23 protein-coding genes, 1 pseudogene and 1 riboswitch are annotated in these 26,770 nt (G+C 60.1%); of the genes and pseudogenes, 12 read left to right on the forward strand and 12 right to left on the reverse strand.

Going from position 1 to position 26,770, the window contains the following annotated elements; translation table 11 throughout:
- The first annotated feature begins 599 nt into the window (after positions 1 to 599).
- The 7 genes from QRN48_RS12100 to hydA all read left to right on the forward strand — a co-directional run bounded on the left by QRN48_RS12100 (position 600) and on the right by hydA (position 7,410).
- A complete protein-coding gene (locus QRN48_RS12100; protein ID WP_037018911.1) occupies positions 600 to 1,376 on the forward strand; it encodes a transporter substrate-binding domain-containing protein in 777 nt (258 codons plus the stop codon).
- A 64-nt stretch (positions 1,377 to 1,440) separates the two neighbouring features.
- Complete coding sequence (locus QRN48_RS12105) at positions 1,441 to 2,118, forward strand: amino acid ABC transporter permease (protein ID WP_191944630.1); 678 nt, start codon at positions 1,441 to 1,443, stop codon at positions 2,116 to 2,118.
- The gene (locus tag QRN48_RS12110; protein WP_037018914.1) at positions 2,115 to 2,849 is read left to right on the forward strand and encodes an amino acid ABC transporter ATP-binding protein; all 735 of its coding nucleotides are present in this window, start codon (positions 2,115 to 2,117) and stop codon (positions 2,847 to 2,849) included. The genes QRN48_RS12105 and QRN48_RS12110 overlap by 4 nt, the downstream gene beginning before the upstream one ends.
- A gap of 21 nt (positions 2,850 to 2,870) precedes the next feature.
- Positions 2,871 to 4,118 carry a cysteine desulfurase-like protein gene (locus QRN48_RS12115; RefSeq protein ID WP_191944628.1) on the forward strand — a complete coding sequence of 416 codons (1,248 nt, stop codon included), beginning with the start codon at positions 2,871 to 2,873 and terminating at the stop codon, positions 4,116 to 4,118.
- 18 nt (positions 4,119 to 4,136) lie between these two features.
- On the forward strand, positions 4,137 to 5,009 hold the full coding sequence (locus QRN48_RS12120) for a MurR/RpiR family transcriptional regulator (protein WP_285350803.1): 873 nt from the start codon (positions 4,137 to 4,139) through the stop codon (positions 5,007 to 5,009).
- Positions 5,010 to 5,063: 54 nt separating this feature from the next.
- The gene (locus QRN48_RS12125) at positions 5,064 to 5,960 is read left to right on the forward strand and encodes an allantoinase PuuE (RefSeq protein WP_191944627.1); all 897 of its coding nucleotides are present in this window, start codon (positions 5,064 to 5,066) and stop codon (positions 5,958 to 5,960) included.
- Positions 5,961 to 5,973: 13 nt separating this feature from the next.
- Positions 5,974 to 7,410, forward strand: a complete 1,437-nt coding sequence (gene hydA / locus QRN48_RS12130) for a dihydropyrimidinase (RefSeq protein ID WP_285350805.1) — start codon at positions 5,974 to 5,976, stop codon at positions 7,408 to 7,410.
- A 159-nt stretch (positions 7,411 to 7,569) separates the two neighbouring features.
- On the opposite strand, the gene QRN48_RS12135 is transcribed toward hydA, so the two are convergent.
- Both QRN48_RS12135 and QRN48_RS12140 read right to left on the reverse strand, forming a co-directional pair.
- On the reverse strand, positions 7,570 to 8,292 hold the full coding sequence (locus tag QRN48_RS12135; protein ID WP_285350806.1) for a 16S rRNA (uracil(1498)-N(3))-methyltransferase: 723 nt from the start codon (positions 8,290 to 8,292) through the stop codon (positions 7,570 to 7,572).
- A gap of 172 nt (positions 8,293 to 8,464) precedes the next feature.
- Positions 8,465 to 9,871, reverse strand: coding sequence for an adenosylmethionine--8-amino-7-oxononanoate transaminase (locus tag QRN48_RS12140; RefSeq protein WP_191944624.1), 1,407 nt, complete (start codon positions 9,869 to 9,871; stop codon positions 8,465 to 8,467).
- A 234-nt stretch (positions 9,872 to 10,105) separates the two neighbouring features.
- On the opposite strand from QRN48_RS12140, the gene QRN48_RS12145 reads away from it, so the two are divergent.
- The 3 genes from QRN48_RS12145 (at position 10,106) to QRN48_RS12155 (ending at position 13,280) form a co-directional block, all read left to right on the forward strand.
- Positions 10,106 to 11,899 carry a flavin monoamine oxidase family protein gene (locus QRN48_RS12145; protein WP_285350809.1) on the forward strand — a complete coding sequence of 598 codons (1,794 nt, stop codon included), beginning with the start codon at positions 10,106 to 10,108 and terminating at the stop codon, positions 11,897 to 11,899.
- 202 nt (positions 11,900 to 12,101) lie between these two features.
- The gene (locus QRN48_RS12150) at positions 12,102 to 12,668 is read left to right on the forward strand and encodes a cytochrome b (RefSeq protein WP_285350811.1); all 567 of its coding nucleotides are present in this window, start codon (positions 12,102 to 12,104) and stop codon (positions 12,666 to 12,668) included.
- 15 nt (positions 12,669 to 12,683) lie between these two features.
- Entirely contained in the window at positions 12,684 to 13,280 is a 597-nt protein-coding gene (locus QRN48_RS12155) for a YceI family protein (protein ID WP_037018930.1), read from the forward strand.
- A 291-nt stretch (positions 13,281 to 13,571) separates the two neighbouring features.
- On the opposite strand, the gene rhlE2 is transcribed toward QRN48_RS12155, so the two are convergent.
- The 4 genes from rhlE2 to ahcY form a co-directional block, all read right to left on the reverse strand.
- Positions 13,572 to 15,482 (reverse strand): RNA helicase RhlE2, encoded by a 1,911-nt coding sequence (gene rhlE2, locus QRN48_RS12160; RefSeq protein ID WP_191944622.1) that lies wholly within the window; start codon positions 15,480 to 15,482, stop codon positions 13,572 to 13,574.
- A 279-nt stretch (positions 15,483 to 15,761) separates the two neighbouring features.
- The gene (locus tag QRN48_RS12165) at positions 15,762 to 16,571 is read right to left on the reverse strand and encodes a substrate-binding periplasmic protein (RefSeq protein ID WP_037018933.1); all 810 of its coding nucleotides are present in this window, start codon (positions 16,569 to 16,571) and stop codon (positions 15,762 to 15,764) included.
- A 141-nt stretch (positions 16,572 to 16,712) separates the two neighbouring features.
- A complete protein-coding gene (gene metF, locus QRN48_RS12170) occupies positions 16,713 to 17,567 on the reverse strand; it encodes a methylenetetrahydrofolate reductase [NAD(P)H] (protein WP_285350814.1) in 855 nt (284 codons plus the stop codon).
- Between the two features lie 188 nt (positions 17,568 to 17,755).
- On the reverse strand, positions 17,756 to 19,165 hold the full coding sequence (gene ahcY, locus QRN48_RS12175) for an adenosylhomocysteinase (protein ID WP_037018935.1): 1,410 nt from the start codon (positions 19,163 to 19,165) through the stop codon (positions 17,756 to 17,758).
- 22 nt (positions 19,166 to 19,187) lie between these two features.
- A riboswitch (S-adenosyl-L-homocysteine riboswitch) is annotated at positions 19,188 to 19,295 on the reverse strand.
- Positions 19,296 to 19,491: 196 nt separating this feature from the next.
- Here ahcY and QRN48_RS12180 point away from each other — a divergent pair.
- On the forward strand, positions 19,492 to 19,896 hold the full coding sequence (locus tag QRN48_RS12180; RefSeq protein ID WP_285350816.1) for an acyl-CoA thioesterase: 405 nt from the start codon (positions 19,492 to 19,494) through the stop codon (positions 19,894 to 19,896).
- A 118-nt stretch (positions 19,897 to 20,014) separates the two neighbouring features.
- Here QRN48_RS12180 and QRN48_RS12185 read toward each other — a convergent pair.
- A pseudogene (locus QRN48_RS12185) lies at positions 20,015 to 20,197 on the reverse strand (TIM barrel protein); the annotation flags it as partial.
- A gap of 189 nt (positions 20,198 to 20,386) precedes the next feature.
- Here QRN48_RS12185 and QRN48_RS12190 point away from each other — a divergent pair.
- Positions 20,387 to 21,103 (forward strand): hypothetical protein, encoded by a 717-nt coding sequence (locus tag QRN48_RS12190; RefSeq protein WP_285350818.1) that lies wholly within the window; start codon positions 20,387 to 20,389, stop codon positions 21,101 to 21,103.
- 217 nt (positions 21,104 to 21,320) lie between these two features.
- On the opposite strand, the gene otnI is transcribed toward QRN48_RS12190, so the two are convergent.
- The 5 genes from otnI to ltnD all read right to left on the reverse strand — a co-directional run bounded on the left by otnI (position 21,321) and on the right by ltnD (position 26,660).
- Complete coding sequence (gene otnI / locus QRN48_RS12195) at positions 21,321 to 22,112, reverse strand: 2-oxo-tetronate isomerase (protein ID WP_285350820.1); 792 nt, start codon at positions 22,110 to 22,112, stop codon at positions 21,321 to 21,323.
- Positions 22,113 to 22,133: 21 nt separating this feature from the next.
- Positions 22,134 to 23,591 (reverse strand): GntT/GntP/DsdX family permease, encoded by a 1,458-nt coding sequence (locus tag QRN48_RS12200; protein WP_191944619.1) that lies wholly within the window; start codon positions 23,589 to 23,591, stop codon positions 22,134 to 22,136.
- Positions 23,592 to 23,675: 84 nt separating this feature from the next.
- Positions 23,676 to 24,314 carry a 3-oxo-tetronate 4-phosphate decarboxylase gene (gene otnC, locus QRN48_RS12205; RefSeq protein ID WP_037019279.1) on the reverse strand — a complete coding sequence of 213 codons (639 nt, stop codon included), beginning with the start codon at positions 24,312 to 24,314 and terminating at the stop codon, positions 23,676 to 23,678.
- A 20-nt stretch (positions 24,315 to 24,334) separates the two neighbouring features.
- Positions 24,335 to 25,627, reverse strand: coding sequence for a 3-oxo-tetronate kinase (gene otnK, locus QRN48_RS12210; RefSeq protein WP_285350821.1), 1,293 nt, complete (start codon positions 25,625 to 25,627; stop codon positions 24,335 to 24,337).
- A 10-nt stretch (positions 25,628 to 25,637) separates the two neighbouring features.
- A complete protein-coding gene (ltnD, locus tag QRN48_RS12215) occupies positions 25,638 to 26,660 on the reverse strand; it encodes an L-threonate dehydrogenase (protein ID WP_285350822.1) in 1,023 nt (340 codons plus the stop codon).
- Between the last annotated feature and the right edge of the window lie 110 nt (positions 26,661 to 26,770).

A 26,770-nucleotide genomic window follows, 5' to 3' on the forward strand; every position in this document is an offset into this window, starting at 1 on the left:
GCCGGCTTGCTGGCGAATGCGTCAGCCCAGCAACGGTGATGGTGGATGTTGAAACTGGTTCGCCAGCAAGCCGGCTCCTACGGGTCGGGGTATGGGGCAGGTAATGCGTCTGACATGAGCGCAATATCGTGGCATCACGCCGATCGTGCATTTGGCGCAAGATCACCTGTAGGAGCCGGCTCGCTGGCGAATGCGTCAGCCCAGCCACGGTGATGGTGGATGAAGAAAGCGGTACGGCAGCCCAGCCACGGTGATGGGGGATGTTGAAACCGGTTCGCCAGCAAGCCGGCTCCAACGGATTCAGGTCTGACGCAGCTAGCCCATTTAACCCAGGCCGACTGCCGAAAGGCTGGGCTGACCATGCTCCGCTTCGGTGCGTTGCATCACCCAACGCGCTGATCATTTTCTGTTCACCCCACAACCTTCCGTGCTTTCCCACCTGCACCAATGCGGGAAACACTCGCACCCGATTGAAGCATTTAATTCATTTATTTTATTTGTTGAATTATTTGATTCGTCATCCTAGTCTGATCCTCGAAACGCCCCCTCTCGTGGTAAGGCGGCCTTCTTGAACTGACTGATCAATCGGGGAGCAAGACATGAATGTGAAAGTACTCTTGAGCATGGCCGTGGCAACCGCCTTTTCCGCTTCCACTTGGGCCGCAGACTGGACCGTCGGCGCCAATGTGGGCAACGTGCCGTGGGAGTTTCAAGACGCCAAGGGCGACATTGTCGGCTTTGAAGTCGATGTAGTGAAGGAAGTCGCCAAACGCGCTGGCAAGACAGTGGAATTCATCAATATTCCTTTCAACGGCCTGTTCAGTGCCGTGCAGTCCAAGCGCGCCGACATCGCCATCTCCTCGATCACCATCACGCCCAAGCGCCTTGAATCCGTCGGCTTCGCCCAGCCGTATTACGACAGCGACCAGTCCCTTTCCGTATTGGCGAAATCCGGCATCACCGGGCTGAAAGACATGGATGGCAAGGTCGTCGGCGTTGACACCGGCTCGACCGGCGACATGTGGGTGAACACTCACCAGGCTGAATACAAATTCAAGGAAGTCTCGCGCTACGAAGGGCTGTCACCCGCGATGCTTGATCTCGCGTCCGGCCGTATGGACGGTTATATCAGCGACATTCCGGCGGTCCTGTACTACATCAAGGACAAACCTCAGTACAAAGTCGTCGCGACAATTCCTACCGGTGAGAAGTACTCGTTGATGCACGCCAAGGGCTGGGCATCAGCCGGTCAGGTCAACGACATCATCAGCACCATGAAGAAGGAAGGCGTGATCGCCGACCTGCACAAGAAGTGGTTCGGTGCCGACGCTGATCCGCAGTCCAGCACCGTCAAGGTGGTCGACGTCCTCAAGTAATAGCTGATCACCCAACCGGCTCAGCCACCCCGCACCCGCCGCTGTTCGCCACCAAGGAATCGCAATGGAGTTGTTAGAAACGTTCTTCAACTGGAGCGTGTTTGTTGATGCGCTGCCACTGATGCTCCGCGGTCTGGGCGTGACGGTGATGCTCGGCGTGGTCAGCATCATTCTCGGCCTGGTGGGCGGGCTGGTGCTGGCAATGCTGAGGTTGTATGGCTATGCGCCGGTGCGCTTCCTGGCGCGGGTCTACATCGACGTACTGCGCTCTATTCCGCTGCTGGTGCTGCTGGTGCTGATCTATTACGCGCTGCCATTCGTGGGCATTCGCCTGTCGTCGTTCGCAGCGGCCACGGCGGCGCTGTCGCTGGTGTCCTGCGCGTACTCAGCCGAGATTTTCCGCTCCGGCATCGAGGCGATTCCGCGCGGGCAATTTGAAGCCTCGGCCTCCCAAGGCATGAGTTTCTTCAACACCATGCGCGACATCATCCTGCCGCAGGCCATGCGCATCGTCATGCCGCCCATGACCAGCAACTGCATCAACGTCATGAAAGACACCGCACTGGCGTCCGTAGTGGCAATGCCCGATCTGCTCAAACAGGCCACTCAGGCACAGGCGCTGGCCGCCAACCCGACACCGTTGGTGGGCGCGGCGGTCATGTACCTGTTGCTGCTCCTGCCCTTGGTGCAACTGGTGAGCTGGATCGAACGTCGTAACGGCGCCGGGAGGAAAAGCGCATGAGCACCGTCATCGAGATGGAAGGCGTGGCCAAGTTCTACGGGCCGTTCCAGGCGCTGACCGATATCAATCTGACCGTCGATCAAGGCGAAGTGGTGGTGATTCTCGGGCCGTCGGGCTCCGGCAAATCCACGTTGATTCGCTGCATCAACCTGCTTGAGGAATACCAGCAGGGCGACATTCGCGTGGGCAGTCAGCGTGTTGAAACCGGGCCGAAACTGGCGGGCATCCGTTGCGAAGTCGGCATGGTCTTTCAGAATTTCAACCTGTACCCGCACCTCACCGTGCTCGCCAATGTTGCGTTGGCGCCAGTGCGGGTGCGCGGCATGTCGCGCCGTGACGCCAACGAGCGCGCCCGCCTGCTGCTGGAGAAAGTCGGCATGGGCGCCCACGCGGCGAAATACCCTAGCCAGTTGTCCGGCGGTCAGCAGCAGCGCGTCGCCATTGCCCGGACCATGGCGATGGAACCGCGAGTCATCCTTTTCGACGAACCCACCTCGGCGCTCGACCCGGAGATGGTCGGCGAAGTACTGGACGTCATGCAGAACCTTGCCCGCTCCGGCGTCACCATGGTCGTTGTCACCCACGAGATGGGCTTTGCGCGCAAGGTCGCCGACCGGGTGATCTTTATGGAAAACGGCCGAATCATCGAACAGAACAACCCGCACGATTTCTTCACGGCCCCTCAAGAGCCGAGAACCCGTGCGTTTTTGCAGGCCATCCTGCACCACTGATCAGACTCAGGAGCTCATGCCTTGAATGCCTTGGACATCGATTACGTACGCAGCCAGTTTCCCGCCCTCAGCAGCGGCTACGCCTACCTGGACAACGCCGGCGGCTCGGCGGTGCTCAAACCGGTCGCCGAGCGCATCACCGATTACCTGCTCAACAGCGCCGTGCAACTGGGCGCGTCCTACAGCGAGTCGGTAGCCGCCGGCGAGCGGGTCATGGAGGCGCGCAAATCGGTCGCGCAGTTCATCAACGCGCGGTATCCGGAAGAGTGCGTGATGGGCGGCTCGACCACCCACCTGCTGCAAATCCTCTGCCGCGCCATCGCCCCGTCGATCCAGATCGGCGACGAAATCATCGTCACCAACTGCGATCATGAAGCCAATATCGGGCCTTGGGTGCGTCTGTGCGAAGAGCGCGGCGCGACGTTACGTGTCTGGCCAGTCGATGCGCAGAGCCTGGAGCTGGAGCTTGGCGACCTGGATGCGCTGCTGAACGAGAAGACGCGCTTTGTGGCCATGACTCACGCGTCGAACATCCTGGGCAGCGTCAACCCGGTGGCCGAAGTCGCGCGTCGGGTGCACGCAGTCGGCGGCCAGTTGTGCGTCGACGCCGTGGCCTACGCGCCGCACCGGCTGGTCGATGTGCAAGCCAGTGGCGCCGACTACTACGTGTTCAGTTTCTACAAGACATTCGGCCCGCATTTCGCGGTGATGTGGGGCAAACGCGAGGCGTTGCTGGAGCTGCCAAGCCTCAATCATTTTTTCATCGGCAAGGAGGTCATCCCCTACAAGCTTCAGCCGGGCAATCTCAATTACGAGCTTTCCTACGGCTGTATCGGCATCAACGATTACCTGATCGACATCGGCAAACGCCTTGGCGCCAGTGGCAGCGAACGCCAACTGATGCAGGCTGCGTTCGATGCCTTTGAAGCGCAGGAAGACCTGTTGGCCGAAACCCTGCTGGCATTTCTGCGTGAGACCCCCGGCGTACGGATCATCGGAAAGTCCCGAGTGACGGAGGGTGATCGCGTGCCGACCATCAGCTTCGTGGTCGAGGGGATTCAGTCGGAAGCCATCGTGCGCCGCGTCGATAACCACCGCATGGGTATTCGCTTTGGTGACTTCTACGCCCGACGCCTGATCGAACAACTGGGCCTGACCCCTTATGGCGGCGTGGTTCGTGTGTCGATCGCGCACTACAACACCGTCGATGAATTGAATCGTCTGGTGGAGCACCTGGCCCAGGCGATCAAAGAACTGCGTCCATCCTGACTTTTATCGAGCCTTTCTATGCCTGTACCCCAAACCCTGGCCGAGCTGCGTTCAGCCATCGTCGAATATCAGGAACGCCTCACCGCACGGCAACGTGACGCGGCGCATTACCTGAACGAGCATCCGCACGACGTCGCACTGAATACCGTCGCCGCGCTGGCGAAGATCTCCGGGATCCCGTCTTCGGCATTCATTCGGCTGGCGCAGGCGCTGGGCTTTGGTGGGTTCAGCGATCTGCAGCGCTTGTTCAAGCAGCCCTTGCAGCAGGCGGGGCAGGGCAGTTTCAAAGAACGCATCCGGCATTACCGGGGTGAGCAGTTGCTGGACGACCCCACCGATGTGGGTGCCATGCTCTCTGCCTTCAGCCGCGCCAACATCGTGTCCCTTGAGCATCTGGCTGAGGGCGAGCAGGTCCAGGCCATCGAGCAGGCCATCGAACTGCTGGAGCAAGCCCGGACCACGTTTGTGATCGGTATGCGTCGCTCCTTCCCTATGGCCTCTTATTTGAGCTACGCGCTCAGCCGTGTCGGTCGTCGTGCCGTGCATATCAGCGGTCTGGGCGGCAGCCTGCGGGAACAAGTGGGGGCGCTGCACAGCGACGACGTGCTGGTGGCGGTGAGTTTTCCACCGTACGCACAGGAAACCATCGAGGCCTGCGAGCAGGCGGTGGCTGCAGGAACGCCCATTGTGGCGATTACTGACAGCATCCTCAGCCCCATCGGACAGACCGCGTCGGTGATGATCGAGGTCAACGACGCCGAGCTGCTGGGCTTTCGCTCGCTCACCGCAGCGTTTTGCATTGCTCAAACCCTGGCCATGGGCCTTGCTTTCCGAACTGGCCAGACTCTTGACGGGCCTGACCACGATGCATTGAAAACCATCGACTGCTGAGGCTCTGGCTTGGCGGTTTGCCGACTGTTCGAACGTTTGCAGGAGTAGGCTTTTATGGCGTTACCCATTCGAGATCTGGTCGGCTACGGCCGGCAGCGTCCCCAAGGCACCTGGCCCAACGGTGCGCGGCTGGCCATCAACTTTGTCATCAACTACGAGGAAGGCTCCGAGCGTTCGCTGGCCATGGGTGATCCTGATCAGGAGAGCATGACCGAATGGGGCAGCTATCAGTTTCCTGACGGTGTGCGCAATCTGGCGATGGAGTCGATGTACGAATACGGCGCACGCGTCGGCATCTGGCGCATCCTCGACATCCTGCAACACGCCAATGTCCCCGCCACCTTTCATGCGTGCGCGGTGGCCTTCGAGCAGAACCCGGACGTTGCCAGAGCGGCGGTCGAACTGGGTCATGAGATCTGCAGCCACGGTTACCGCTGGGAAGAGGTATTTCGCCTGACCGAGGCCGAGGAGCGCGAGCACATTCGGCTCGCGATCGAGTCGTTCGAGCGCACCTGTGGGAAACGGCCGGTGGGCTGGTACTGCCGTTATGGCGCCAGTGTTCATACGCGCCGACTGGTGGCAGAGGAGGGTGGTTTCCTTTACGACTCTGACGCCTACAACGATGACGTGCCGTACTTCGTCGACGTCGAAGGCAAGCAGCATCTGGTGGTGCCCTACACCAGCGACGTCAACGATTTCCGCTACTGGAACTCCCCGGGCTTGTCCCAGGCATCCGATTTCCTCGAATACATGAAGGAAAGCTTCGATGTGCTGTACGAAGAGTCTGCTGATGGCCTGCGAATGATGTCCATCGGGCTGCACCCGCGCATGGTCGGCCGTCCGGGCCGGGTCCGCGCAATCAAGCATTTCATCGAGTACGCCCAGGCACGTGAAGGCGTCTGGTTTACCACGCGCGAAGAAATCGCCAAGGCCTGGCTCGCCCGCGGCTGACGGAGTAAACGACATGCAGGCTTTCGATCTGATCATCCGCAATGCCAACGTGGTCACGGCTGCGGACGGCTTCCTGTGCGACATCGGCATCCGCGACGGTCGTATCGTTGCGCTGGGCCTTGGCCTGCAAGGTGCGGCGCAGGAGGTCGATGCACAGGGGCGGACCGTCACCCCGGGTGGCATCGACAGCCATGTGCACCTGGACCAGCCGACAGGTGACGGGTCAATCATGGCCGATGACTTCGAAAGCGGCACCCGCTCGGCGGCATGCGGCGGGACCACAACGGTGATTCCCTTTGCCTGCCAGCAGAAAGGCCAAACCCTGCGGGCGGCGGTGGAGGATTACCATCGGCGCGCGGACGGTCGGGCACTGATTGACTACGCCTTTCACCTCATCGTCACCGACCCTACCGAGGACGTCCTGCGCCGAGAGCTTCCCGAGCTGATTGCCGAGGGTTATACCTCCTTCAAGATCTACATGACCTACGACGCATTGAAACTCAATGACCGGGAGATTCTGGAAACCCTGTCAGTGGCCAGAGCCGAAGGCGCGATGGTGATGCTGCATGCTGAAAACAGCGACTGCATCGCCTGGCTGACCGAGCGGTTGCTGGCTGCCGGCCACAGTGCGCCGCGTTATCACGCCACGTCACGTCCCATGCTCGTCGAGCGCGAGGCCACACACCGCGCCATTGCACTGGCCGAGTTGGTGGATGTGCCGATTCTCATCGTCCATGTGTCCGGGCGCGAGGCGATCGAGCAAATCCGCTGGGCGCAAAGCCACGGGCTGAAGGTCTATGGTGAAACCTGTCCGCAGTATCTGTTTCTGACGGCGGATTCGCTGGGCTGCGACGACAGTTTCGAGGGCGCCAAGTGCATCTGCAGCCCGCCGCCAAGAGACGCCGGCAACCATCAAGTGGTCTGGGATGGCCTGCAGAATGGCTCCTTTGAAGTGTTCTCATCGGATCACGCGCCTTTTCGCTACGCCGGTACCGACGGCAAGCGCGCGCATGGCGACGCTGCACCGTTTTCCGAAGTGGCCAATGGCATTCCGGGCATCGAGACGCGCATGGCGCTGCTTTGGTCAGAGGGCGTGCGCAAAGGACGGATCAGTCCGCAGGCGTTTGTCGCGCTGACTGCCACCAATGCAGCGCGTCTCTATGGCTTGTACCCACGCAAAGGCAGCATCGCCATTGGGTCGGATGCGGATCTGGTCATTTGGGATGAGAATCTGGATCTAGAACTGACCAACGACAATCTTCATCACAACGTCGATTACACGCCTTATGAGGGGATGCGCTTGAATGCTTGGCCTGCGATGACCTTCGCTAGAGGGGAACGGGTGTGGGATGGCAATGCGCTGGGCGAACCGGGGCGCGGAGAGTTTCTGCCCTGCGCCCGCCCGGAACCTGCGAAGGCACGGCGGCGGGCGACGGAGTTGCCGGAGTAGATTCCCGGAGCGTGCCAAAACACTGATTCCGCGCCGGGATTACGCGCGACACAAACCTGTAGGAGCCGGCTTGCTGGCGAACCCGGCAGGTGGTCGGACACTGTTGGATGACACGTCGCATTCGCCAGCCGGCTCCTACCGTTCGGTCTACGTTTTCCCTTACTGGAAATCCCCCCACAGCTGCTGCGCGATACTCAGCGCAACCACCGGCGCGGTTTCAGTGCGCAGCACGCGCGGGCCGAGGCGGGCCGCGTGAAAGCCAGCTTCCTGCGCCTGTGTCACTTCTGCGTCATTCAGCCCACCTTCCGGGCCGATCAAAAAGGCCAGACTGCCGGGCTTTTCATGGCTGCTCAGTGGCGCAGCCACCGGGTGTAGCACCAGCTTGAGGTCCGCGTCGGTTTGCTTGAGCCAATCGGCCAGCGTCACGGGCGCATTGATGACCGGCACCACCGAGCGACCGCACTGTTCGCACGCGCTGATCGCGATCTGCTGCCAGTGCGCCTGGCGCTTTTCTGCTCGCTCATCCTTAAGGCGCACTTCGCAGCGCTCGCTGATGATCGGGGTCAGCTGCGTCACGCCCAGTTCGGTGGCTTTCTGAATGGCCCAATCCATCCTCTCGCCACGAGAAAGGCCTTGGCCGAGATGGATCTGCAGCGGCGATTCCGGTTGTCCGGCAAAGCTTTCGGTCACCTGCACACGGACCTGTTTTTTCCCGACCTCTGCCAACGTGGCGCGAAACTCAAGGCCCGAGCCATCGAACAGCTGCACGGCATCACCTTCAGACATGCGCAACACGCGGCTGATGTAATGGGCCTGGGCCTCAGGCAGTTCATGCTCCCCGATGCTGAGGGTGGCATCAACGAAAAAGCGGGACAGTCTCATGGTTGTTTCTCTTTGAAGAGGTATCGCGAACTCACTTTGTAGGAGCCGGCTTGCTGGCGAACGCGTTGGGTCATGTTCATTTCTGTTGAATGACACACCGCGTTCGCCAGCAAGCCGGCTCCTACAGTGTAATCACCATCATCGTGCGGAAGTCACGGCAGGTCGTAAAGGGCTACCCCGGATCACGGAAATCCGGATGAAAGTTCTCCCGCACGGCCACGCTCACGCTACTGCGCGTGGCGATGTCGATGCCCTCGGTCGCCACCTGCGCCAGGAAGTCGATCTGCTCCGGCGTGATCACGTACGGCGGCAGGAAATACACCACGCTGCCCAGCGGACGCAGCAATGCGCCTCGGGTCAGTGCGTGCTCGAACACCTTGAGCCCGCGCCGTTCCTGCCATGGGTACGGTGTCTTGCTGGCCTTGTCCTGGACCATTTCGATGGCGATCGCCATTCCGGTCTGCCGCACTTCGGCGACGTTCGGGTGATCGACCAGATGCGCCGTTGCAGTCTTCATGCGCTGGGCGAGCGCCTTGTTGTTTTCGATGACATTGTCCTGCTCGAAGATGTCGAGCGTCGCCAACGCCGCCGCACACGCCAGCGGGTTGCCGGTGTAGCTGTGGGAATGCAGGAACGCGCGTAGCGTCGGGTAATCGTCGTAAAAAGCGTCGTAAACGTCATCGGTTGTGATGCACGCCGCCAGCGGCAGGTAGCCGCCCGTCAGCGCTTTGGACAGGCAAAGGAAATCCGGGCGAATGCCGGCTTGCTCACAGGCAAACATAGTGCCGGTCCGGCCGAAACCGACCGCGATCTCATCGTGAATGAGGTGCACGCCATACCGATCACAGGCTTCGCGCAGCAGCTTGAGGTAGATCGGGTCATACATGCGCATGCCGCCTGCGCCCTGGATCAGCGGCTCGATGATGACTGCCGCAACGCTGTCGTGATGCTCGGCCAGGGTCTGCTCCATCACTGCGAACATCGTGCGGGTGTGGTCTTCCCAGCTCACCCCTTCGGGCCGGTGATAGCAATCCGGGCTCGGCACCTTGATGGTGTCCAGCAGCAGTGCTTTATAAGTCTCGGTGAACAGCGGCACATCGCCTACCGCCATCGCCGCCATGGTCTCGCCGTGGTAGCTGTTGGTCAGGGTGACAAAGCGTTTTTTGTCCGGCTTGCCCCGGTTGAGCCAGTAATGAAAGCTCATTTTCAGCGCGACTTCGATGCAGGAAGATCCGTTGTCGGCATAGAAGCAACGGGTCAGGCCTTCAGGCGTCATCGCCACCAGCCGTTCCGACAGCTCAATGACCGGCTGATGGCTGAAACCGGCCAGAATCACATGTTCCAGCTGATCCACCTGGTCCTTGATGCGCTGATTGATGCGCGGGTTGGCATGGCCGAATACGTTGACCCACCACGAGCTCACCGCATCCAGGTAACGCTTGCCTTCAAAGTCCTCCAGCCAGACCCCTTCGCCGCGCTTGATCGGTATCAGCGGCAATGTCTCGTGGTCTTTCATCTGAGTGCAGGGGTGCCAAAGGACCTTCAGGTCGCGTTGCATCCACTGGTCGTTAAGGCCCATTACTCTTCTCCACATAGCGGCTCGCGTGACGCGAGGGCAAACAATCGCGCAAGCCTATGCAATGCATGCTGGCGGGACAACCTTTGGCGCGTTGTTTCGGTCATTGTGTACGCGTAAATCATGGCCAGCGACAGTGCTGGCGGGCGTTTCGCGGCTGGCGTATCCTTCGCGCTCTTCGAAAAATCGGACAATAAAATCCGACAATTCCCCCCGTTTTTCTCCGGAGTTCGCTGAATGCTTTCTGGTTGGCTGCGCGCCTGTGCGCTGGTGATGGTTGGGATGGTCAGTGCGTCAGCGCTCGCCGTGGATAAACCGCATACGGCGATTGTCGTGGGCGGTGGTCTGGCGGGGCTTACCGCAGCCTACGAGCTGCAGAGCAAGGGCTGGCAAGTGACCCTGCTGGAAGCCAAACCCGCCGTCGGCGGCCGTTCCGGGTTGGCCGGCAGCGAGTGGATCGGCAATGCCAAGGCTCAGCCGCTGCTCAATCAGTACATTGATCGCTTCAAGATCAAAGCGGTGCCCGCGCCGGAATTCGTGCGTACCCCCAGTTACCTGATCGAAGGTGAATACTTCACCGGCGCGGACCTTGCGACCAAACAGCCAGCAACGGCCGACGCCATCAAGCGTTACGAAGCGGCGCTGGACGACATGGCCCGCTCGATTACCGACCCGAACAACCCGGCGGCCAACAGCACGCTGTTCGCGCTGGACCAGATCACCGTCTCCAACTGGCTCGACCGTCTGAGCTTGCCGCCGACCGCGCGCCAGCTGATCAACCAGCAGATTCGTACGCGCTATGACGAGCCTTCGCGTTTGTCGCTGCTGTATCTCGCACAGCAATCACGAGTCAACCGCGACGTCGATGACCGCGACCGTCGTGCCGCACGCCTGCCGGGCGGCAGCGCCGTATTGGCCGAGGAGTTCGTCAAACAACTGAAAGTCATCAAGACCAACTCGCCAGTGTCGGCCATCAACCAGGACAAAGACGGTGTGACCGTCAAAGTGGGTTCGGTGGGTTACGAGGCCGAGTACGTGGTGATGGCTGTCCCTCTGCGCGCGCTGAGCAAGATCCAGATGACGCCTGCACTGGACGCCCAGCGTCTGGGCGCGATCAAGAGCACCAACTACGGCTGGCATGACCAGATTATGCTCAAGTTCAAGACTCCGGTCTGGGACAGCAAGGCGCGGATGTCTGGCGAAATCTATAGCAACACCGGTCTGGGCATGCTGTGGATCGAGCCAGCCCTCAAGGGCGGTGCCAACGTGGTGATCAACCTGGCGGGCGACAACGCTCGCATCATGCAGGCGTTCGGCGACAAGCAACTCGTCGACCAAGTGTTGATCCGTATGCAGGCGTTTTATCCACAGGCACGCGGCGCGTTTACCGGCTATGAGCTGCGTCGCTCCAGCATCGACCCATCAAGTGGCGGCGCGTACCTGGCGTTCGGCCCGGGCCAGATCAGCAAGTACTGGCGTTTGTGGGAAAGACCGCTGCAGCGTGTAGCCTTTGCCGGCGAGCACACCGACACCTTGTACCCGGGCACACTGGAAGGCGCATTGCGCTCTGGTCAGCGCGCGGCCACTCAGGTGCAGGGCCTTTCCGAAGGCAAGTCCTACGAGCCGGTCAAAGCGCCGCCGCCGAAAGCGCCTGAACCCGTTAAGGAAAGCAGCGGCGGCATCGGCGGCTTCTTCTCCAACCTGTTCGGTGGCTCCAAGCCTGAGCCAAAACCTGCGGAGAAAGCCCCGGAAGTCGCACCTGCTCCAGCGCCGGCCCCTGCGCCAGTGACTCCACCGCCGGCACCAGTGGTTGAACCGGCCAAACCCGCGGTGACGGAGCCTGCCAAGAAGGCACCGGCCAAGAAAGAACCGGCGAAGAAGGAGCCCGTTAAAAAGGCTCCGGCCAAACCGGCCGCCACTCACAAGGCCCCGGCAAAAACCGATGCCGCGAAAAAAGCGCCAGCCAAGCCTCCGGCTGACAAAGCGGCAACACCGGCAGCATCAGCACCCGCAGCCGACAGCAAAAACTGATCGGTGAGGGTTTAAGAAAGGCGCGGCTTGATACCGCGCCTTTTTTTCGTCTGGACGGAGGTAACGCTGGGTTAATCTTTTCCGGACGAAAATATGTCGGGAAATTTCCATCGGATTTCCTGATATTCCAAAGCAAAATTTTGCGCTTTCTTTCGATAGGTAAAGCGATAGTCTTTGCCTCGGCCCTCACAGGATATTTGGCATGCAGCTACGCAACTCTTCTTCCCGCTATGGCTGGGTCAGCATCGTTCTACACTGGGGTGTCGCGCTGACCGTGTTTGGCATGTTTGCGCTAGGGTTGTGGATGGTTGGGCTCGGCTATTACGACACGTGGCGCAAAGCTGGCCCGGACCTGCACAAGAGCATCGGTATCACGTTGTTCCTGTTCATGCTGATCCGGGTGATCTGGCGCTTCGTCAGCCCGCCGCCGGCAGCTCCTGCAGCCCACAGCCGGTTTGTGAAAACGGCCGCGAAACTGGGGCACGCTTTCCTGTACCTGGACCTGTTTTTGGTGATGTTTGCCGGTTACCTGATTTCCACCGCAGACGGTGTCGGGATTCCGGTGTTTGGATTGTTCGAAGTGCCCGCGTTGATCAGCGGACTGCCAGACCAGGCGGACGTGGCGGGCACTGTGCACTTGTATCTGGCCTGGACTCTGGTGATTTTCGCCGGGCTTCATGGGCTGGCCGCTTTGAAGCATCACTTCGTTGATCGTGATGCCACGCTTGTCCGTATGCTTGGCCGCAAGGCCCGATACCCAATCAACTAGAAAGGAAGATGACGTATGTTGAAAAAGACACTGGCTGCACTGGCTCTTGGTACTGCCCTGTTGTCGGCCGGTCAGGCAATGGCCGCTGATTACACCATCGACAAGGAAGGCCAGCACGCCTTCATCAACTTCAAGATCAGCCACCTGGGCTACAGCTTCATCTACGGCACCTTCAAGGACTGGACCGGCACGTTCAGCTTCGACGCTGCCAAGCCTGAAGACAGCAAGATCAACATCGATGTCAAAACCGCCAGCGTCTTCACCAACCACGCCGAGCGCGACAAGCACATCAGCAGCAAAGACTTCCTCGACGTCGCGACCTATCCTGACGCCAAGTTCGTCTCTACCAAGATCACCAACGTTGGCAAGAACGCTGACGGCAAAACCACGGCTGACGTGATTGGCGACCTGACCCTGCACGGCGTGACCAAGCCGGTCACCGTCAAGACCACCTTCCTGGGTGAAGGCAAGGATCCGTGGGGCGGCTACCGTGCCGGCTTCGAAGGCACCACGTCTATCAAGCGTTCTGATTTCGGCAAGATGATGGACCTGGGCCCACAGTCCGACACCATGGACCTGGACATCGTTTTCGAAGGCGTCAAAGCCAAGTAAGACGAGTTGTTGTGGTTACAAAGCGCCGACCCTTGGGTCGGCGTTTTTGTGTGTAGCGCTTTTTCAGCGATGCTTGCGCTGCGATGACAATGGGGCACTCCTGAGAATGTACTGCTCACCGCATCTGCAGGAGTGAGCTTGCTCGCGATTGCTATCTACCAGGCAGCGCTTTGTATCTGCCCCACCGCATATCGCGAGCAAGCTCACTCCTACAGACTCATAAGCCGGCAGACACAAAAAAGCCCCGAACCAGTCGGGGCTTTTTAGTGGTTGCAGAACTGCCGTCGCTGCTTAACCTTCGCGGTTGCGGGTCAGCAGGGCTGGTTTTTCACCGCGGGGGCGGCTCGGCAACTGATCAAGTTGTTCAGCCGAAGGGAAGCGATCGGACTTCGACTCTTTGTGCATGATCTTCGGCGCCGGCTGACCGTCGCGAGGGCCGCGAACCGCTGGTTCCTGGCGTGCAGGCTGATCCTCACGCGCCGGACGACGAGCGCGCGGCTGCTCGTCGCGACGAGCCTGGCCGTCACGGCCAGAACCATTGCGAGGCCCGCTGCGTTTTGCCGGAGCGCCTGCGGCAGTACCGGTTCCGGCCGATGCGCCGGTACCCGAACCACTGCGCGGAGCGCTGCGGCCCGGCGCCTGACCGCGAGGTGCAGGTGCTGCACCCGTGGCCGGAGCGCCCGGACGGCGGCCGCGACTCTGGTTCTTGTTCTGATAAGGGCTGACGTAGTCGGCCCGGTTGCCGAAGTTGTCCACTTCGTCATCCAGGAACTCGTCGGGTGCGCGGTTCGCATTGGAAGTCGCCGGCTGCGCCTGACGGGACTCGCTCGACGCTGTGCCCTGACGAGGCTTTTGCGGACGTGCCGGACGCGCCGGGCGTTCGCCGGATGCGGCCGCAGCTGCCGGCTTCTCCTTGCCTTTGTCTTTGCCTTTGTCCTTGCGACCGCCACCACCGCCGCCGCCGTTCGGACCATCGCCACGCGGGCCACGGGCATTGCGTGGGTTACGCACATCCGGACGCTCGCGAACTTCCGGCTTCTCGGCTTCAACGGCCGTGATGTCGAAGCCCATCAGATCGCCATCGGCAATCTTCTGCTTGGTCATGCGCTCGATGCTTTTCAGCAGCTTCTCTTCGTCTGGCGCGACCAGCGAGATCGCCTCGCCGCTACGGCCAGCGCGACCGGTACGACCGATGCGGTGAACATAGTCTTCGTCGACGTTGGGCAGCTCGAAGTTGACCACGTGAGGCAACTGATCGATGTCCAGACCGCGGGCGGCGATGTCTGTGGCGACCATGATGCGAACGGTGCCGGCCTTGAAGTCAGCCAGCGCCTTGGTGCGCGCGTTCTGGCTCTTGTTACCGTGAATGGCCACAGCGCTCAGGCCGTGTTTGTCCAGGTATTCAGCCAGGCGGTTGGCGCCATGCTTGGTGCGGGTAAACACCAGCACTTGTTCCCACGCGCCCTGAGTGATCAGGTGCGCCAGCAGCGAGCGCTTGTGGTTGGCCGGCAGACGGAACACGCGTTGCTCGATACGCTCAACCGTGGTGTTCGGTGGCGTGACTTCGATGCGTTCCGGGTTATGCAGCAGCTTGCCGGCGAGTGCTGTGATGTCGGACGAGAACGTCGCCGAGAACAGCAGGTTCTGGCGCTTGGACGGCAGACGAGCGAGGACTTTCTTCACGTCGTGAACGAAGCCCATGTCGAGCATGCGGTCGGCTTCGTCCAGTACGAGGATTTCGACGTGGGACAAGTCGACGCTGCCCTGGCCGGCCAGGTCGAGCAGACGACCCGGGCAGGCAACCAGTACGTCAACGCCGCGCGCCATGGCTTGAACCTGCGGGTTCATGCCCACACCGCCGAAAATGCAGGTGCTGACGAACTTGAGGTTCTTGGCGTAGAGCTTGAAGCTGTCGTGAACCTGAGCGGCCAGTTCACGCGTTGGGGTCAAGACCAGTACACGCGGTTGGCGCGGGCCGTGACGCTGGGATTTGTCCGGATGACCGTCAGGAAACAACCGCTCCAGAATCGGGAGGGCGAAACCACCGGTTTTACCAGTACCTGTCTGAGCGGCGACCATCAGATCGCGGCCTTGCAACACGGCGGGAATGGCCCGCTGTTGCACCGGAGTAGGCTGGGTGTAGCCAGCAGCCTCGATGGCGCTGACTAAAGCCTCGGAGAGACCGAGGGAAGCAAAGGACATGAGTAATCCTGTCTTAAGTTGGGGCCCATGAGGCCCAAATAGGGATGATCTTCCAGGCGCAGGCTGGAAGGTGCTGCACGTACAGTGACTGCGCTTGGCCCTGCTGCGTTAATTGCACAGTCCGTGGAGAGTGCAACGGCGTCCGGTCCTGTGGAGGTCTGTAAGTTCAACTCGAGGCAGGGGCGCTAAAAGTGCGCTGCTGACGGTGTCGAGAAGTCTTCTGAGAGACCGGGCATCCGGGCGAAAGCCTGGCGGGGACGCCGGAGTATAACAGAGCAATCACAACGCGCTGCTTTCCTGCTGCTCAACGGTTTTATCGGTTCCCTTGCCAGCGTCTGCAGGAAGGCCGACGTGCGCCTCACCCGTGTACCTGGCCACCAGCTTCGCGTAAGCGGGTTCGCGCTTGAATCGCTTCAACTCGGCGCTAAACCGCTGTGCCAGTAGATCCATGCCGGCGTTGCGACGCAAGGCAAGATACTGCCCTCGATGGTTAATGGTGAAGGGCAGTTCGCTGACCTGATCGCCCAGCTTGAGTCGCTCGATCATCTGCTGGCCCAGCAAGCGGTCAGTCACCATCAAGTCGATGCGACCACGAACCAGCTTGCCGAAATTTGCTTCATGGCTGGGCGCCGGTTCTCGGATGAACAAGGTCGAGCTGTCAAAAGCCGCACTGTATCTGTACCCAGGCGACACGCCGACGGTCAACCCCTGCAGGTCTTGCACGCCCGTGACCGCGTGCGGCCTGGCATTGGCTTGAAACAATACCCAGTCGATGCTTGAAAGCGGCTCGCTCGGGTACAACAAATCCGTCTGTTCCTCGTCCTTGAAAATGTCGAGAACCCCGTCGGCTTCCCCGTCGTGCAACATCATCAAGCAGCGCTTCCACGGCAGGAACTGCCATTCAACGTCGATGCCCAGGCGTTGGAATACGATCGCGGTGGTGTCGTAATCCAGTCCGGATGCCTGATTTTTGTCCACGATGACGTAGGGCGACCAGGGCTCGGTCACGATTCGCAGTTTCTCGCCCACAGCGCTGAAGCTGAGGCAGGCCAGAAGGGCTGCGACGGATATGTGGAAAATAGGCGACATGCGCGCGAGGGTACGACGCAAGCTGACTAAATAAAAGCAATGATTCTCAACTGGAAACGATTGTGCAGCTGAAGGACCGGATGGACAGGCTTGGTCTGACAGAACCTGTCCATCCCGGCATCACCGTTCAGTACATCTGGCTCATGCCGTTCGGGCAGAGAGCTTCAGATTGTTCCAGACAGCCAGGCTCGGTTCAGCCTGATTCAGCGTGTAGAAATGCAGGCCAGGCGCGCCGCCATGCAACAGGCGCTCGCACATTTCAGTGATGACCTGTTCGCCAAAAGCCTGAATGCTCGCGCTGTCATCGCCGTACGCTTCCAGCTGCTTGCGAACCCAGCGCGGGATCTCCGCACCGCACGCGTCAGAGAAACGCGCCAGTTTGCTGTAGTTGGTAATCGGCATGATCCCTGGAACGATCGGGATCTCTACGCCCAGCTTCTGCACGCGCTCGACGAAGTGAAAGTAGCTGTCGGCGTTGAAGAAATACTGGGTGATGGCGCTGTTGGCCCCAGCATTGGCCTTGCGGACGAAGTTTTTCAGATCGTCTTCAAAGTTGCGCGCCTGAGGGTGCATTTCAGGGTAGGCAGCGACTTCGATATGAAAGTGATCACCGGTTTCTTCACGGATGAAGGTCACCAGGTCATTGGCATAACGCAGCTCACCGCTGGCCATGCCCATGCCGGAAGGCAGGTCACCGCGCAGCGCCACAATGCGCTTGATGCCCGCCTCGCGATACTGGGTAAGCAAGCTGCGCAAATCGGCTTTGCTGTCCCCGACACACGAGAGGTGCGGAGCGGCCGGAACGTGTACTTCTTTTTCCAGCTGCAGCACGGTGTTGATTGTGCGGTCGCGGGTGGAGCCGCCGGCACCATAGGTGCAGGAGAAGAATTCAGGGTTGTAACTGGCCAGCGTACGCGCCGTGGCCAGCAATTTTTCATGACCAGCGTCGGTCTTCGTCGGGAAGAATTCGAAGCTGTAGCTACGGTCTTGGGACATGGTCATAACCTTGGAAGCTCAAAAGCCTGACGCGAACCCTGTAGGAGCCGGCTTGCTGGCGAAAACGGCAGCTTGGTTGACATCAAAGTGTCTGACCTGACGCTTTCGCCAGCAAGCCGGCTCCTACAAGTTACGGCCGTTCGTGCGGGAGCAGCGTGCCCGAATGCCGAGCACGCTCCGCAGACATATCAGTAGCGATAAGCGTGCGGCTTGAACGGACCTTCAACGGTCACGCCGATGTAGTCGGCCTGTGTCTTGGTCAGCTTGGTCACGACGCCGCCGAAGCCACGCACCATTTCCAGGGCCACTTCTTCGTCCAGCTTCTTGGGTAGCACTTCAACGGTCAGGCGCTCGGCTTTCTGGGCAGGGCTCAGGTCGGCGTACTTCTGGCCGAAGAGGAAGATCTGCGCCAACACCTGGTTGGCGAACGAGCCGTCCATGATGCGGCTTGGGTGACCCGTGGCGTTGCCCAGGTTCACCAGACGGCCTTCGGCCAGCAGGATCAGGTAGTCGTCGTTCTGTGGATCGAACGCGCCAGTGCCGGTGCGGTGAATCTTGTGCACTTGTGGCTTCACTTCTTCCCATGCCCAGTTTTTGCGCATGAAAGCGGTGTCGATTTCATTGTCGAAGTGACCAATGTTGCAGACCACAGCACGCTTCTTCAGGGCTTTAAGCATGTTCGCGTCGCAGACGTTGACGTTACCGGTGGTGGTGACGATCAGGTCGATCTTGCCCAGCAGCGCCTTGTCGATGCTTGCTTCGGTGCCGTCGTTTTCGCCATTGATGAACGGCGAAACCAGCTCGTAACCGTCCATGCACGCCTGCATGGCGCAGATCGGGTCCACTTCGGTGACCTTGACGATCATGCCTTCCTGACGCAGCGACTGAGCCGAACCCTTGCCCACGTCACCGTAGCCGATGACCAGCGCTTGCTTGCCGGACAACAGGTGGTCGGTGCCGCGCTTGATGGCGTCGTTCAGGCTGTGACGGCAACCGTACTTGTTGTCGTTCTTGCTCTTGGTGACCGAGTCGTTGACGTTGATCGCAGGGATCTTCAGTTCGCCCTTGGCCAGCATGTCCAGCAGGCGGTGAACGCCGGTGGTGGTTTCTTCGGTGACGCCGTGGACGCGGTCGAGGATGGCCGGGTACTTCTTGTGCAGCAGCTCGGTCAAGTCGCCGCCGTCGTCGAGGATCATGTTGGCGTCCCATGGCTGACCGTCCTTGAGGATGGTCTGCTCAAGGCACCACTCGTACTCGGCTTCGGTCTCGCCTTTCCAGGCGAATACCGGAATACCGGCTGCGGCGATAGCGGCAGCGGCCTGATCCTGGGTCGAGAAGATGTTGCAGGACGACCAGCGAACTTCGGCACCCAATGCAACGAGGGTTTCGATCAGCACGGCTGTCTGAATGGTCATGTGGATACAGCCAAGAATCTTCGCGCCCTTGAGCGGTTGCTCGCCGGCGTACTTGCGACGCAGGCCCATCAGGGCAGGCATTTCGGATTCGGCAATGATGGTTTCGCGACGGCCCCAGGCAGCCAGGGAAATGTCGGCAACTTTGTAGTCGTTGAATTCGGTGGGCGTCAGTACAGCACTCATCAAGAGTTCTCCATTCGTAGTATGCGAATGGGCGCCGTTGTGCGTTTAAAGCTTGATCGGCGAGAGCCTGATCAAACAACGCCCCATCCGAGCCTGACAGGTCTGACCTGCTGCAGCGCCCCTCGGACAGGTGGCGGGAAAACGGTAACAAGGTGTGATGACCGTTTTTTGAAGCGGTGGGGATTATCTTTCTTTGAGCTGCAAGTGGCAAGCTGCAAGCGGCAGGCGGTATACAACAGCGGACCTGCTTTTAACTTGCAGCTTCAGGCTTGAAGCTTGAAGCTGGGGCACACCCACCATCGTCTCCCAGACACCCCGGAGCCCCCATGAACTTTCACACGCGCAAATGGGTAAAACCTGAAGACCTCAACCCCAACGGCACGCTGTTCGGCGGCAGCCTGCTGCGCTGGATCGACGAAGAGGCGGCGATCTACGCGGTTGTTCAGCTGGGCAACCAGCGCGTCGTCACCAAGTACATCTCGGAGATCAATTTCGTTAGCGCCTCGCGCCAGGGAGACATCATCGAGCTGGGCATCACGGCGACCGAGTTTGGTCGCACTTCCATCACCCTGACTTGCCAGGTGCGCAACAAGATCACCCGCAAGAGCATCCTCACCGTTGAGAAGATGGTCTTCGTTAATCTGGGCGAGGACGGCTTGCCTGCACCCCACGGCAAGACAGAAATCACCTACGTGAAAGATCAGTTCAAGGAAGAATTGATCAACGAGTGATGGGGTAAAGCCGTCTGTAGGCGCGCGCTTGCCCGCGAACGCGTCGGTGCAGCGCCAACGATGCTGACTGTGCCGATGTCTTCGCCAGCAAGCCGGGTCCTACAGGTTGAATCTAGGCTCACTCCGGATGGTGTGCGCGCCAATCCCGCAGCCACTGCAATCCTTCACTGGTGTCGCCCTTCGGCCGGTACTCGCAGCCTACCCAGCCGGAGTAGCCGAGGCGGTCAATCTCTTCGAACAGCCACGGGTAGTTCACTTCCCCGACGCTCGGCTCATGCCGGTCCGGCACGCCGGCGATCTGGTTCAACCTCAGGTCTTCCAACAGCGCGTAACACTTCTATTAGAAATAATATTGCCGTCTCTAATTTCTAATCGATTCAAGCACAGGGCTTGGTCGGAGTTACAATGCCGAAAATTTTGCGAGCGTTGCATGTGTTGCATGTGTTGCATGTGTGGCGAATGGGTGATGTTTCATAAGGAGATGTTTTTTATGCCATCGATCAAACTGGCCTACAAGGATATGTATTCATCGGCTTCATTTGAAGGAGTGCTGGAGCCGGTGGGAATTTCAGGCTATGAGTTTTCTGGAATGCTCTCGGCGTCCACTCCGCTGGTTAGATCCAGTTCACCTTTCCAGAATACCGTCCGGCTTGGGCATGGCGGCACGTTGGGGGAGTATACGGAGCTGGAATTCACTTTCGGTTCAGACTTGGTAAAGCTTCCTGTGAAAGGCAGCGGAACGAGAGAACCGAATGATACAGTGGATTTTCGTCTGGGCTTTAACGAAGGGTTAAATGGAGAGTTTCATAACAAGGCTAAGACAACGTCTGTTGCAGGTGGCCCTCCTCAGAAAGTCTCGGCGATGTACAGTTTTACCGCTAATAACGGGCTCACTAATTATCATGTACGCTTTGACGGAGCCGCGCGTGCTGACACTCCTACACGCTTTCTCATCAACGGCAAACTTGACGTTTTGATGGCGGGCAACACGGTCACGACGCAGTATGCGACGATTGGCTACAAGTCTTCCAGTGGAAGTTGGGTTTATCAGACTTTTGATTTTAGTAGCCCGCGTCAAGACATAACGATTTATGGTGACCGACGATCGGGTGACTCACTTCAACTTGTGGTGGGAGCCACAAGTAAGGTAGCTAACCTCTATGGTTACGGAGACGTCGTGACTTGCGAGCTGCCCGAGTTGTTTTGAATTTCGTTCGCTCATCGTGAGCCTTACTGGCGATGCTCCCTCCTCGCAACGAAAAGCAGCCATACGCTGCGTGTGTCTAGCGGCGAAGGAATGTGTCTTCTTGTGCCATCACTCTGTCGGAGCCGGCTTGCCCGCGAACGTGTCGGTCCAGCGCCGACGATGCTGACGGTGCCGATGTCTTCGCCAGCAAGCCGGGTCCTACAGGTTGAATCTAAGCTCACTCCGGATGGTGTGCGCGCCAATCCCGCAGCCACTGCAATCCTTCACTGGTGTCGCCCTTCGGCCGGTACTCGCAGCCTACCCAGCCGGAGTAGCCGAGGCGGTCAATCTCTTCGAACAGCCACGGGTAGTTCACTTCCCCGACGCTCGGCTCATGCCGGTCCGGCACGCCGGCGATCTGGATGTGACCGATGCCGACAAAGTCGCGACGCAGTTTGCTGGTCACGTCGCCTTCCACGATCTGGCAGTGATAGCAGTCAAATTGCACCAACAGGTTGTCAGCGCCGACTTCTTTGCGAACGGCCTGGCCCTGGTCCTGACGGTTGAGAAAGAAGCCCGGGATGTCACGCGTATTGATCGGCTCGATCAATACGGTGATTCCGACCTTGGCCGCTTGCTGTGCGGCATAGCTCAGGTTCTCCAGATACACGGCGTGGTGCTGCTGGCGAAGGTCTTCACTGGGCAGCAGCCCGGCCATCACGTGAATACGGTCGTTGCCCAGTACCGCCGCGTAGTCCAGCGCCTTCTGGAAGCCGTCGCGAAATTCGCGCTCGCGACCGGGCAGCGAAGCGATGCCGCGTTCACCCTTGGTGAAGTCGCCAGGCGGGGCGTTGAACAGCGCCTGGGTCAGGCCGAAGTCGTCCAGGCGCAGCTTGATGTCCTCAGCCTTGAAATCGTACGGAAACAGGTATTCCACGCCCTTGAAACCGTCACTCGCCGCAGCAGAGAAACGCGCCAGGAAGTCGTGTTGCGGATACATCATGCTGAGGTTGGCAGCGAAGCGAGGCATGGTTATCTCCCAATAATCCCGTTAAACAAATGGCCAGAGCAGCAGCGTCATCAAAAAGCCCAGCGTGCCCAGAACAGTCACCAGAAAAGTCCAGGTGCGCAGGCCATCGGCGACATTCAGGCCGGCCAGTTTGGTGAACATCCAGTAACCGGCGTCATTGATGTGCGACATCGCCAGACCGCCACCGCCCATGGCCAGGCAGAGCAGGGCCATGTGGTTGGCACTCAGGTTCAGGGTCGCGATCAGCGGGCTGAGAATACCGGCCGTGGTCACCAGCGCCACTGTGGTCGAGCCCTGTACTGCGCGCAACAACAGCGTCAACAGAAAGCCCAGAGCGAGCACCGGCAGCCCGGTGTTGCGCAGCGCTTCGGAGACCACCGCGCCGATTCCGGTATCGACCAGCACCTTGCCAAACACGCCACCGGCGCCGGCGATCAGGATCACCATTGCCACTCCCGGCAACGCGGAGCCCACGACATCGGACACCTGGCTGCGACTCCAGCCACGCCGCGAGCCCAGAAGCCAGGCGCACAACAGCGTGTCGATGAGCAAGGCAACCAGTGGCGCGCCGAGAACGGTCAGTACGCTGCGCAACGTTGAGTCGGCCGGCAACAGCGTGGTCGCCAGCGTGCCCAACAGGATGAGGATGATCGGCAGCAGGATCAGCGCGATGATGATGCCTGCGCCCGGTGCAGGTGCTTTGGGCAACCGTGCGGCCAGACTGCTGGCGTTTTCTTCGGCGCCCAGCTCTTTGGTGTGTGTCGCTTCAGTGGCGCGCGAATAGTCGTTGTTCGCCCACGCCACAAGGTCTTCGTTGGTGACGTGCGGGCCGTACACTTCGCTGCGGATATCGTCGGTCATCGGGTAGACCCTGCGGGTCATGCGCCCGGCGATCAGGTAGCCGATCAAGCAAAGAATGCCCACCATCGGCAGCCCGAACATCAGCACGCGGCCCAGGTCTGCACCCAGTTGACCCGCTGCTGCGACCGCGCCCGGATGCGGCGGCAGGAAGGCATGCACCGACAGCAACGCGGCGCACATGGGCAGCGCATACACCAGCAGCGGCTTGCGTGCAGCACGGGCAACCCCGTAGGCAAGCGGCATCAGAATGATCACGCCGACCTCGAAAAACACCGGGATGCCGACCATGAAGCCCGCCACGGTGAGCGCCAAAGGCGTGCGCCGATTGCCGAAGCGGTTGATCAGTGTCTTGGCCAGTGCTTCGGCGCCGCCAGAGAGCTCAATGATGCGGCCGATCATGGCGCCCAACGCGATGATGATCGCAATGTGGCCAAGGGTTTTGCCCATGCCGCCTTCGATGGTCGCGACCAGGTCGGCCGGCTTAACGCCAGCCACCAATGCCACGATGATACTGACCAGCATCAGCGCCACGAACGGCTGGAACTTGTATTTCAGGACCAATAGCAGCAGCAGCGCAATGCCGGCCCCGGCGACCATCATCAGAAATAGAGGAGTCATGTTGTGTCCCGTTGTTATTGTTTTCCGGCGAAGCCGGTCCGCCGAATACCGGGAATCCGGTATTCGGTCAAAACGCCGTTGGGGTTACCAGTTCACGCCGAACGTCTGGCGCAGTTCTTCCAGCGCCGCTGCATCCAGCGGCGCGGGTTTGGGGTTGCTCATCAGCCAGAGGCGGGCCGTCTCCTCCAGTTCTTCCAGCGCATAGGAAGCCTTGGCAACCGAGCTTTCCCATATCACCGGGCCGAGTCGCTCAAGCATCACGCCGCGCACGCTGTTGGCCAGTTTTGCGACCTGGGCGGCCACGTTCGGGGAGCCAGGGCGCTCGTAGGCGATCAACGGAATGTGCCCGACCTTCATCACCTGATACGGCGTGATAGGCGGGAGGATGTCGTCCGGCTTCCAGACCCCTGCCAACGTCAGGGCGACAAGATGCGTGGAATGGGTATGCACCACGCCGCCTACACCGGGGTTGCGGTCGTAGACCTGGCGATGAAGGGCCAGGGTTTTGGACGGCTTGTCCCCTGACACCCACTCACCGGCCAGATTGACCTTGGCGATGGCCGCCGGATCCAGTCGGCCCAGGCAAGCGTCGGTCGGTGTGATCAGCCAGCCATCATCAAGGCGGGCACTGATGTTGCCAGCGCTGCCGACGGTGTAGCCGCGCCCGAAGAGCAAGCGGCCGATGTGGCAGATTTCTTCACGCTGGTCGTTCTCGGCGCTCACTGAACTGCTCGTCACATTGCTCATCGGGCACCTCCCGACAGTTGCTTGAGGGCTTTGTCGAAAAAGTCGCGGCCACCGAAGTTTCCGGATTTCAGCGCTAGCGCGAGAGGCTTGTCGCCGCTGCTGATGGTTGCGGGGACACCGGGGTCGATTTGCGTGCCGATCTTGAGCAGGCTCACGCCCAGGGCCTGAACCACGGCACCTGAGGTTTCCCCGCCCGCGACGACAAAGCGCGTGACGCCAGCATTCAGCAAGCCGCGGGCTATTTGTCCGAGCGCATCCTCGACCAGCGCCCCGGCACGTTCTACGCCAAGTTTTTGCTGCACCGCTTTGACTTCTTCCGGGCTGCTGGTGGCATAAATCAGAACGGTTTGCCCAGCGTCACGGGCAAACGCCAACGCGTCTGCCACCACCGGCTTGCCATCAGCCAGCGCCAAAGGGTCAATGCGCAGGGCAGGGCGATTGGCCTCAAGCCATGCGGCCACTTGCCCATTGGTGGCGACCGACGCGCTGCCAGCCAGAACCACTTCGCCGCCCTCAACCTGCTGCAACTGAGCGGCATTAATGTCGCGCAACTTTCCGGCCTTGCGGAAGTTACCGGGCAAGCCCAGCGCCAGACCCGATCCACCGGTCAGCAGCGGCAGGTCGGCGCAGGCTTCGCCAAGGGTGTACAGGTCAGCGTCCGACAAGGCGTCGGCAATCGCCATGACCACCCCTTCAGCACGCAACGCCTTGATACGCGCACGCACGCCATCGACGCCCTTGGCGATGCTGTCATACCGCAACAGGCCGACTTTCTGCACCGTTTGCGATTGCAGCACACGCACCAGATTGGCGTCGGTCATCGGCGTCAACGGGTGGTTTTGCATGCCGCATTCGTTGAGCAGTTGGTCCTGAACGAACAGGTGGCCGCGAAAAATCGTGCGCCCGTTTTCCGGGAACGCCGGGCAGGCCAACGTGAAGTCGCTGTCGAGTGCTTTCAGCAGCGCTTCGCTGACCTGTCCGATGTTGCCTTTGGCGGTGGAATCGAACGTGGAGCAGTATTTGAAAAAGATCTGCTCGCAGCCGCGATCGCGCAGCCACTGCAGCGCCGCCAGAGATTCTTCTACGGCTTCTTTGGCCGGGGTAGTTCGGGACTTCAGCGCGATGACGATGGCGTCGGCATCGAGGTCAGCCAGGCTGTCAGCGCCTGGAATCCCGATGCTTTGCACGGTGCGCATGCCTCCGCGCACCAGCATGTTGGCCAGATCGGTCGCGCCGGTGAAATCATCGGCGATGCAGCCCAGCAGAGGGCGCGGAGTCGTAATACTCATCAGCGTCATCTCAGTTGTTTTCAGGCTTGGCGGTCGGCAGTTCGATGCCCGGGAAAATCTTGATGACGGCCGAGTCATCCTCACGGCCAAAGCCTGCGGTGGAGGCTTGCATGAACATCTGGTGGGCAGTGGACGACAGCGGCAGCGGGAATTTGCTGGCTCGCGCGGTATCCAGCACTAGGCCCAGGTCCTTGACGAAAATGTCCACGGCCGACAACGGGGTGTAGTCCGCTTTGAGGATGTGCGGCACGCGGTTTTCGAACATCCACGAATTGCCGGCGCTGTTGGTGATGACTTCATAGAGCGCGTCGGCGTCCACGCCTTCACGCAGGCCCAGCGCCATGGCTTCGGCACTTGCCGCAATGTGCACGCCGGCCAGCAGCTGATTGATGATTTTGACTTTTGAACCCAGACCGTGAACGTCGCCCAGGCGGTAAACCTTGCCGGCCATGCCGTTGAGGATGGCGTCTGCCTTGGCGTAGGAGTCAGCCGGGCCGGACGTCATCATGGTCATTTCACCCGCGGCGGCTTTAGCAGCACCACCGGAAATCGGGGCGTCGAGGTAGAGCAGGCCTTTGTCAGTCAGACGCTGGCCGAGTTCGATGGCAAAGGTCGGTGCCACCGTGGCGCAACCGATCACGAGGCTGCCTGGGCGTAGAGCGGCGACTGCGCCGTTGTCACCGAACAGCACGGTTTCAGTTTGCTCGGCGTTAACCACGACGGTGATGATGACGTCGCAGGCCGCAGCCATTGCGGCGGGAGATTCACAGGCAACGCCGCCTTCGCCGGCGAATTGCTGTGTAACGGCTGCGCGGACGTCACAGGCGTGAACGTTGAAGCCACTGCGCAGCAGCGATCGTGCGATACCCAATCCCATCGCGCCCAAACCAATGACGCCGACATTCTTGTTATCCATGAATCTCTCCTCGGGTGAGCGCCGACGTTCATCAGCACTCGAACGGTGTTTGTTCTGATCTGTTAAAGATAGTGAACCTGTGATCGGATAATGTGAAGTGCTATTTTGAGTTAACAAAATTTAACATTCTGTTTTTTGGGCATAAAAAGCCCCGGCGCACTGCCGGGGCCTTAACAACACGTCCATCTGGAATGAGCAGAACGGGTCTGTAGGAGCCGGCTTGCTAG

The sequence above is a fragment of the Pseudomonas sp. ME-P-057 genome (assembly GCF_030208975.1).
GTDB lineage: Bacteria > Pseudomonadota > Gammaproteobacteria > Pseudomonadales > Pseudomonadaceae > Aquipseudomonas > Aquipseudomonas lutea.

Bases quoted from the DNA above. Each gene is read 5' to 3' on its own strand.
- QRN48_RS12110 (WP_037018914.1), top strand. From the start codon at position 2,115: ATGAGCACCGTCATCGAGATGGAAGGCGTGGCCAAGTTCTACGGGCCG.
- QRN48_RS12140 (WP_191944624.1), bottom strand. From the start codon at position 9,871: ATGGGCCTTAACGACCAGTGGATGCAACGCGACCTGAAGGTCCTTTGG.
- QRN48_RS12145 (WP_285350809.1), top strand. From the start codon at position 10,106: ATGCTTTCTGGTTGGCTGCGCGCCTGTGCGCTGGTGATGGTTGGGATG.
- QRN48_RS12190 (WP_285350818.1), top strand. From the start codon at position 20,387: ATGCCATCGATCAAACTGGCCTACAAGGATATGTATTCATCGGCTTCA.
- QRN48_RS12180 (WP_285350816.1), top strand. From the start codon at position 19,492: ATGAACTTTCACACGCGCAAATGGGTAAAACCTGAAGACCTCAACCCC.
- QRN48_RS12125 (WP_191944627.1), top strand. From the start codon at position 5,064: ATGGCGTTACCCATTCGAGATCTGGTCGGCTACGGCCGGCAGCGTCCC.
- rhlE2 (WP_191944622.1), bottom strand. From the start codon at position 15,482: ATGTCCTTTGCTTCCCTCGGTCTCTCCGAGGCTTTAGTCAGCGCCATC.
- QRN48_RS12100 (WP_037018911.1), top strand. From the start codon at position 600: ATGAATGTGAAAGTACTCTTGAGCATGGCCGTGGCAACCGCCTTTTCC.
- QRN48_RS12165 (WP_037018933.1), bottom strand. From the start codon at position 16,571: ATGTCGCCTATTTTCCACATATCCGTCGCAGCCCTTCTGGCCTGCCTC.
- hydA (WP_285350805.1), top strand. From the start codon at position 5,974: ATGCAGGCTTTCGATCTGATCATCCGCAATGCCAACGTGGTCACGGCT.
- metF (WP_285350814.1), bottom strand. From the start codon at position 17,567: ATGTCCCAAGACCGTAGCTACAGCTTCGAATTCTTCCCGACGAAGACC.
- QRN48_RS12105 (WP_191944630.1), top strand. From the start codon at position 1,441: ATGGAGTTGTTAGAAACGTTCTTCAACTGGAGCGTGTTTGTTGATGCG.
- QRN48_RS12150 (WP_285350811.1), top strand. From the start codon at position 12,102: ATGCAGCTACGCAACTCTTCTTCCCGCTATGGCTGGGTCAGCATCGTT.
- QRN48_RS12200 (WP_191944619.1), bottom strand. From the start codon at position 23,591: ATGACTCCTCTATTTCTGATGATGGTCGCCGGGGCCGGCATTGCGCTG.
- otnI (WP_285350820.1), bottom strand. From the start codon at position 22,112: ATGCCTCGCTTCGCTGCCAACCTCAGCATGATGTATCCGCAACACGAC.
- otnK (WP_285350821.1), bottom strand. From the start codon at position 25,627: ATGAGTATTACGACTCCGCGCCCTCTGCTGGGCTGCATCGCCGATGAT.
- QRN48_RS12135 (WP_285350806.1), bottom strand. From the start codon at position 8,292: ATGAGACTGTCCCGCTTTTTCGTTGATGCCACCCTCAGCATCGGGGAG.
- QRN48_RS12120 (WP_285350803.1), top strand. From the start codon at position 4,137: ATGCCTGTACCCCAAACCCTGGCCGAGCTGCGTTCAGCCATCGTCGAA.
- ahcY (WP_037018935.1), bottom strand. From the start codon at position 19,165: ATGAGTGCTGTACTGACGCCCACCGAATTCAACGACTACAAAGTTGCC.
- QRN48_RS12155 (WP_037018930.1), top strand. From the start codon at position 12,684: ATGTTGAAAAAGACACTGGCTGCACTGGCTCTTGGTACTGCCCTGTTG.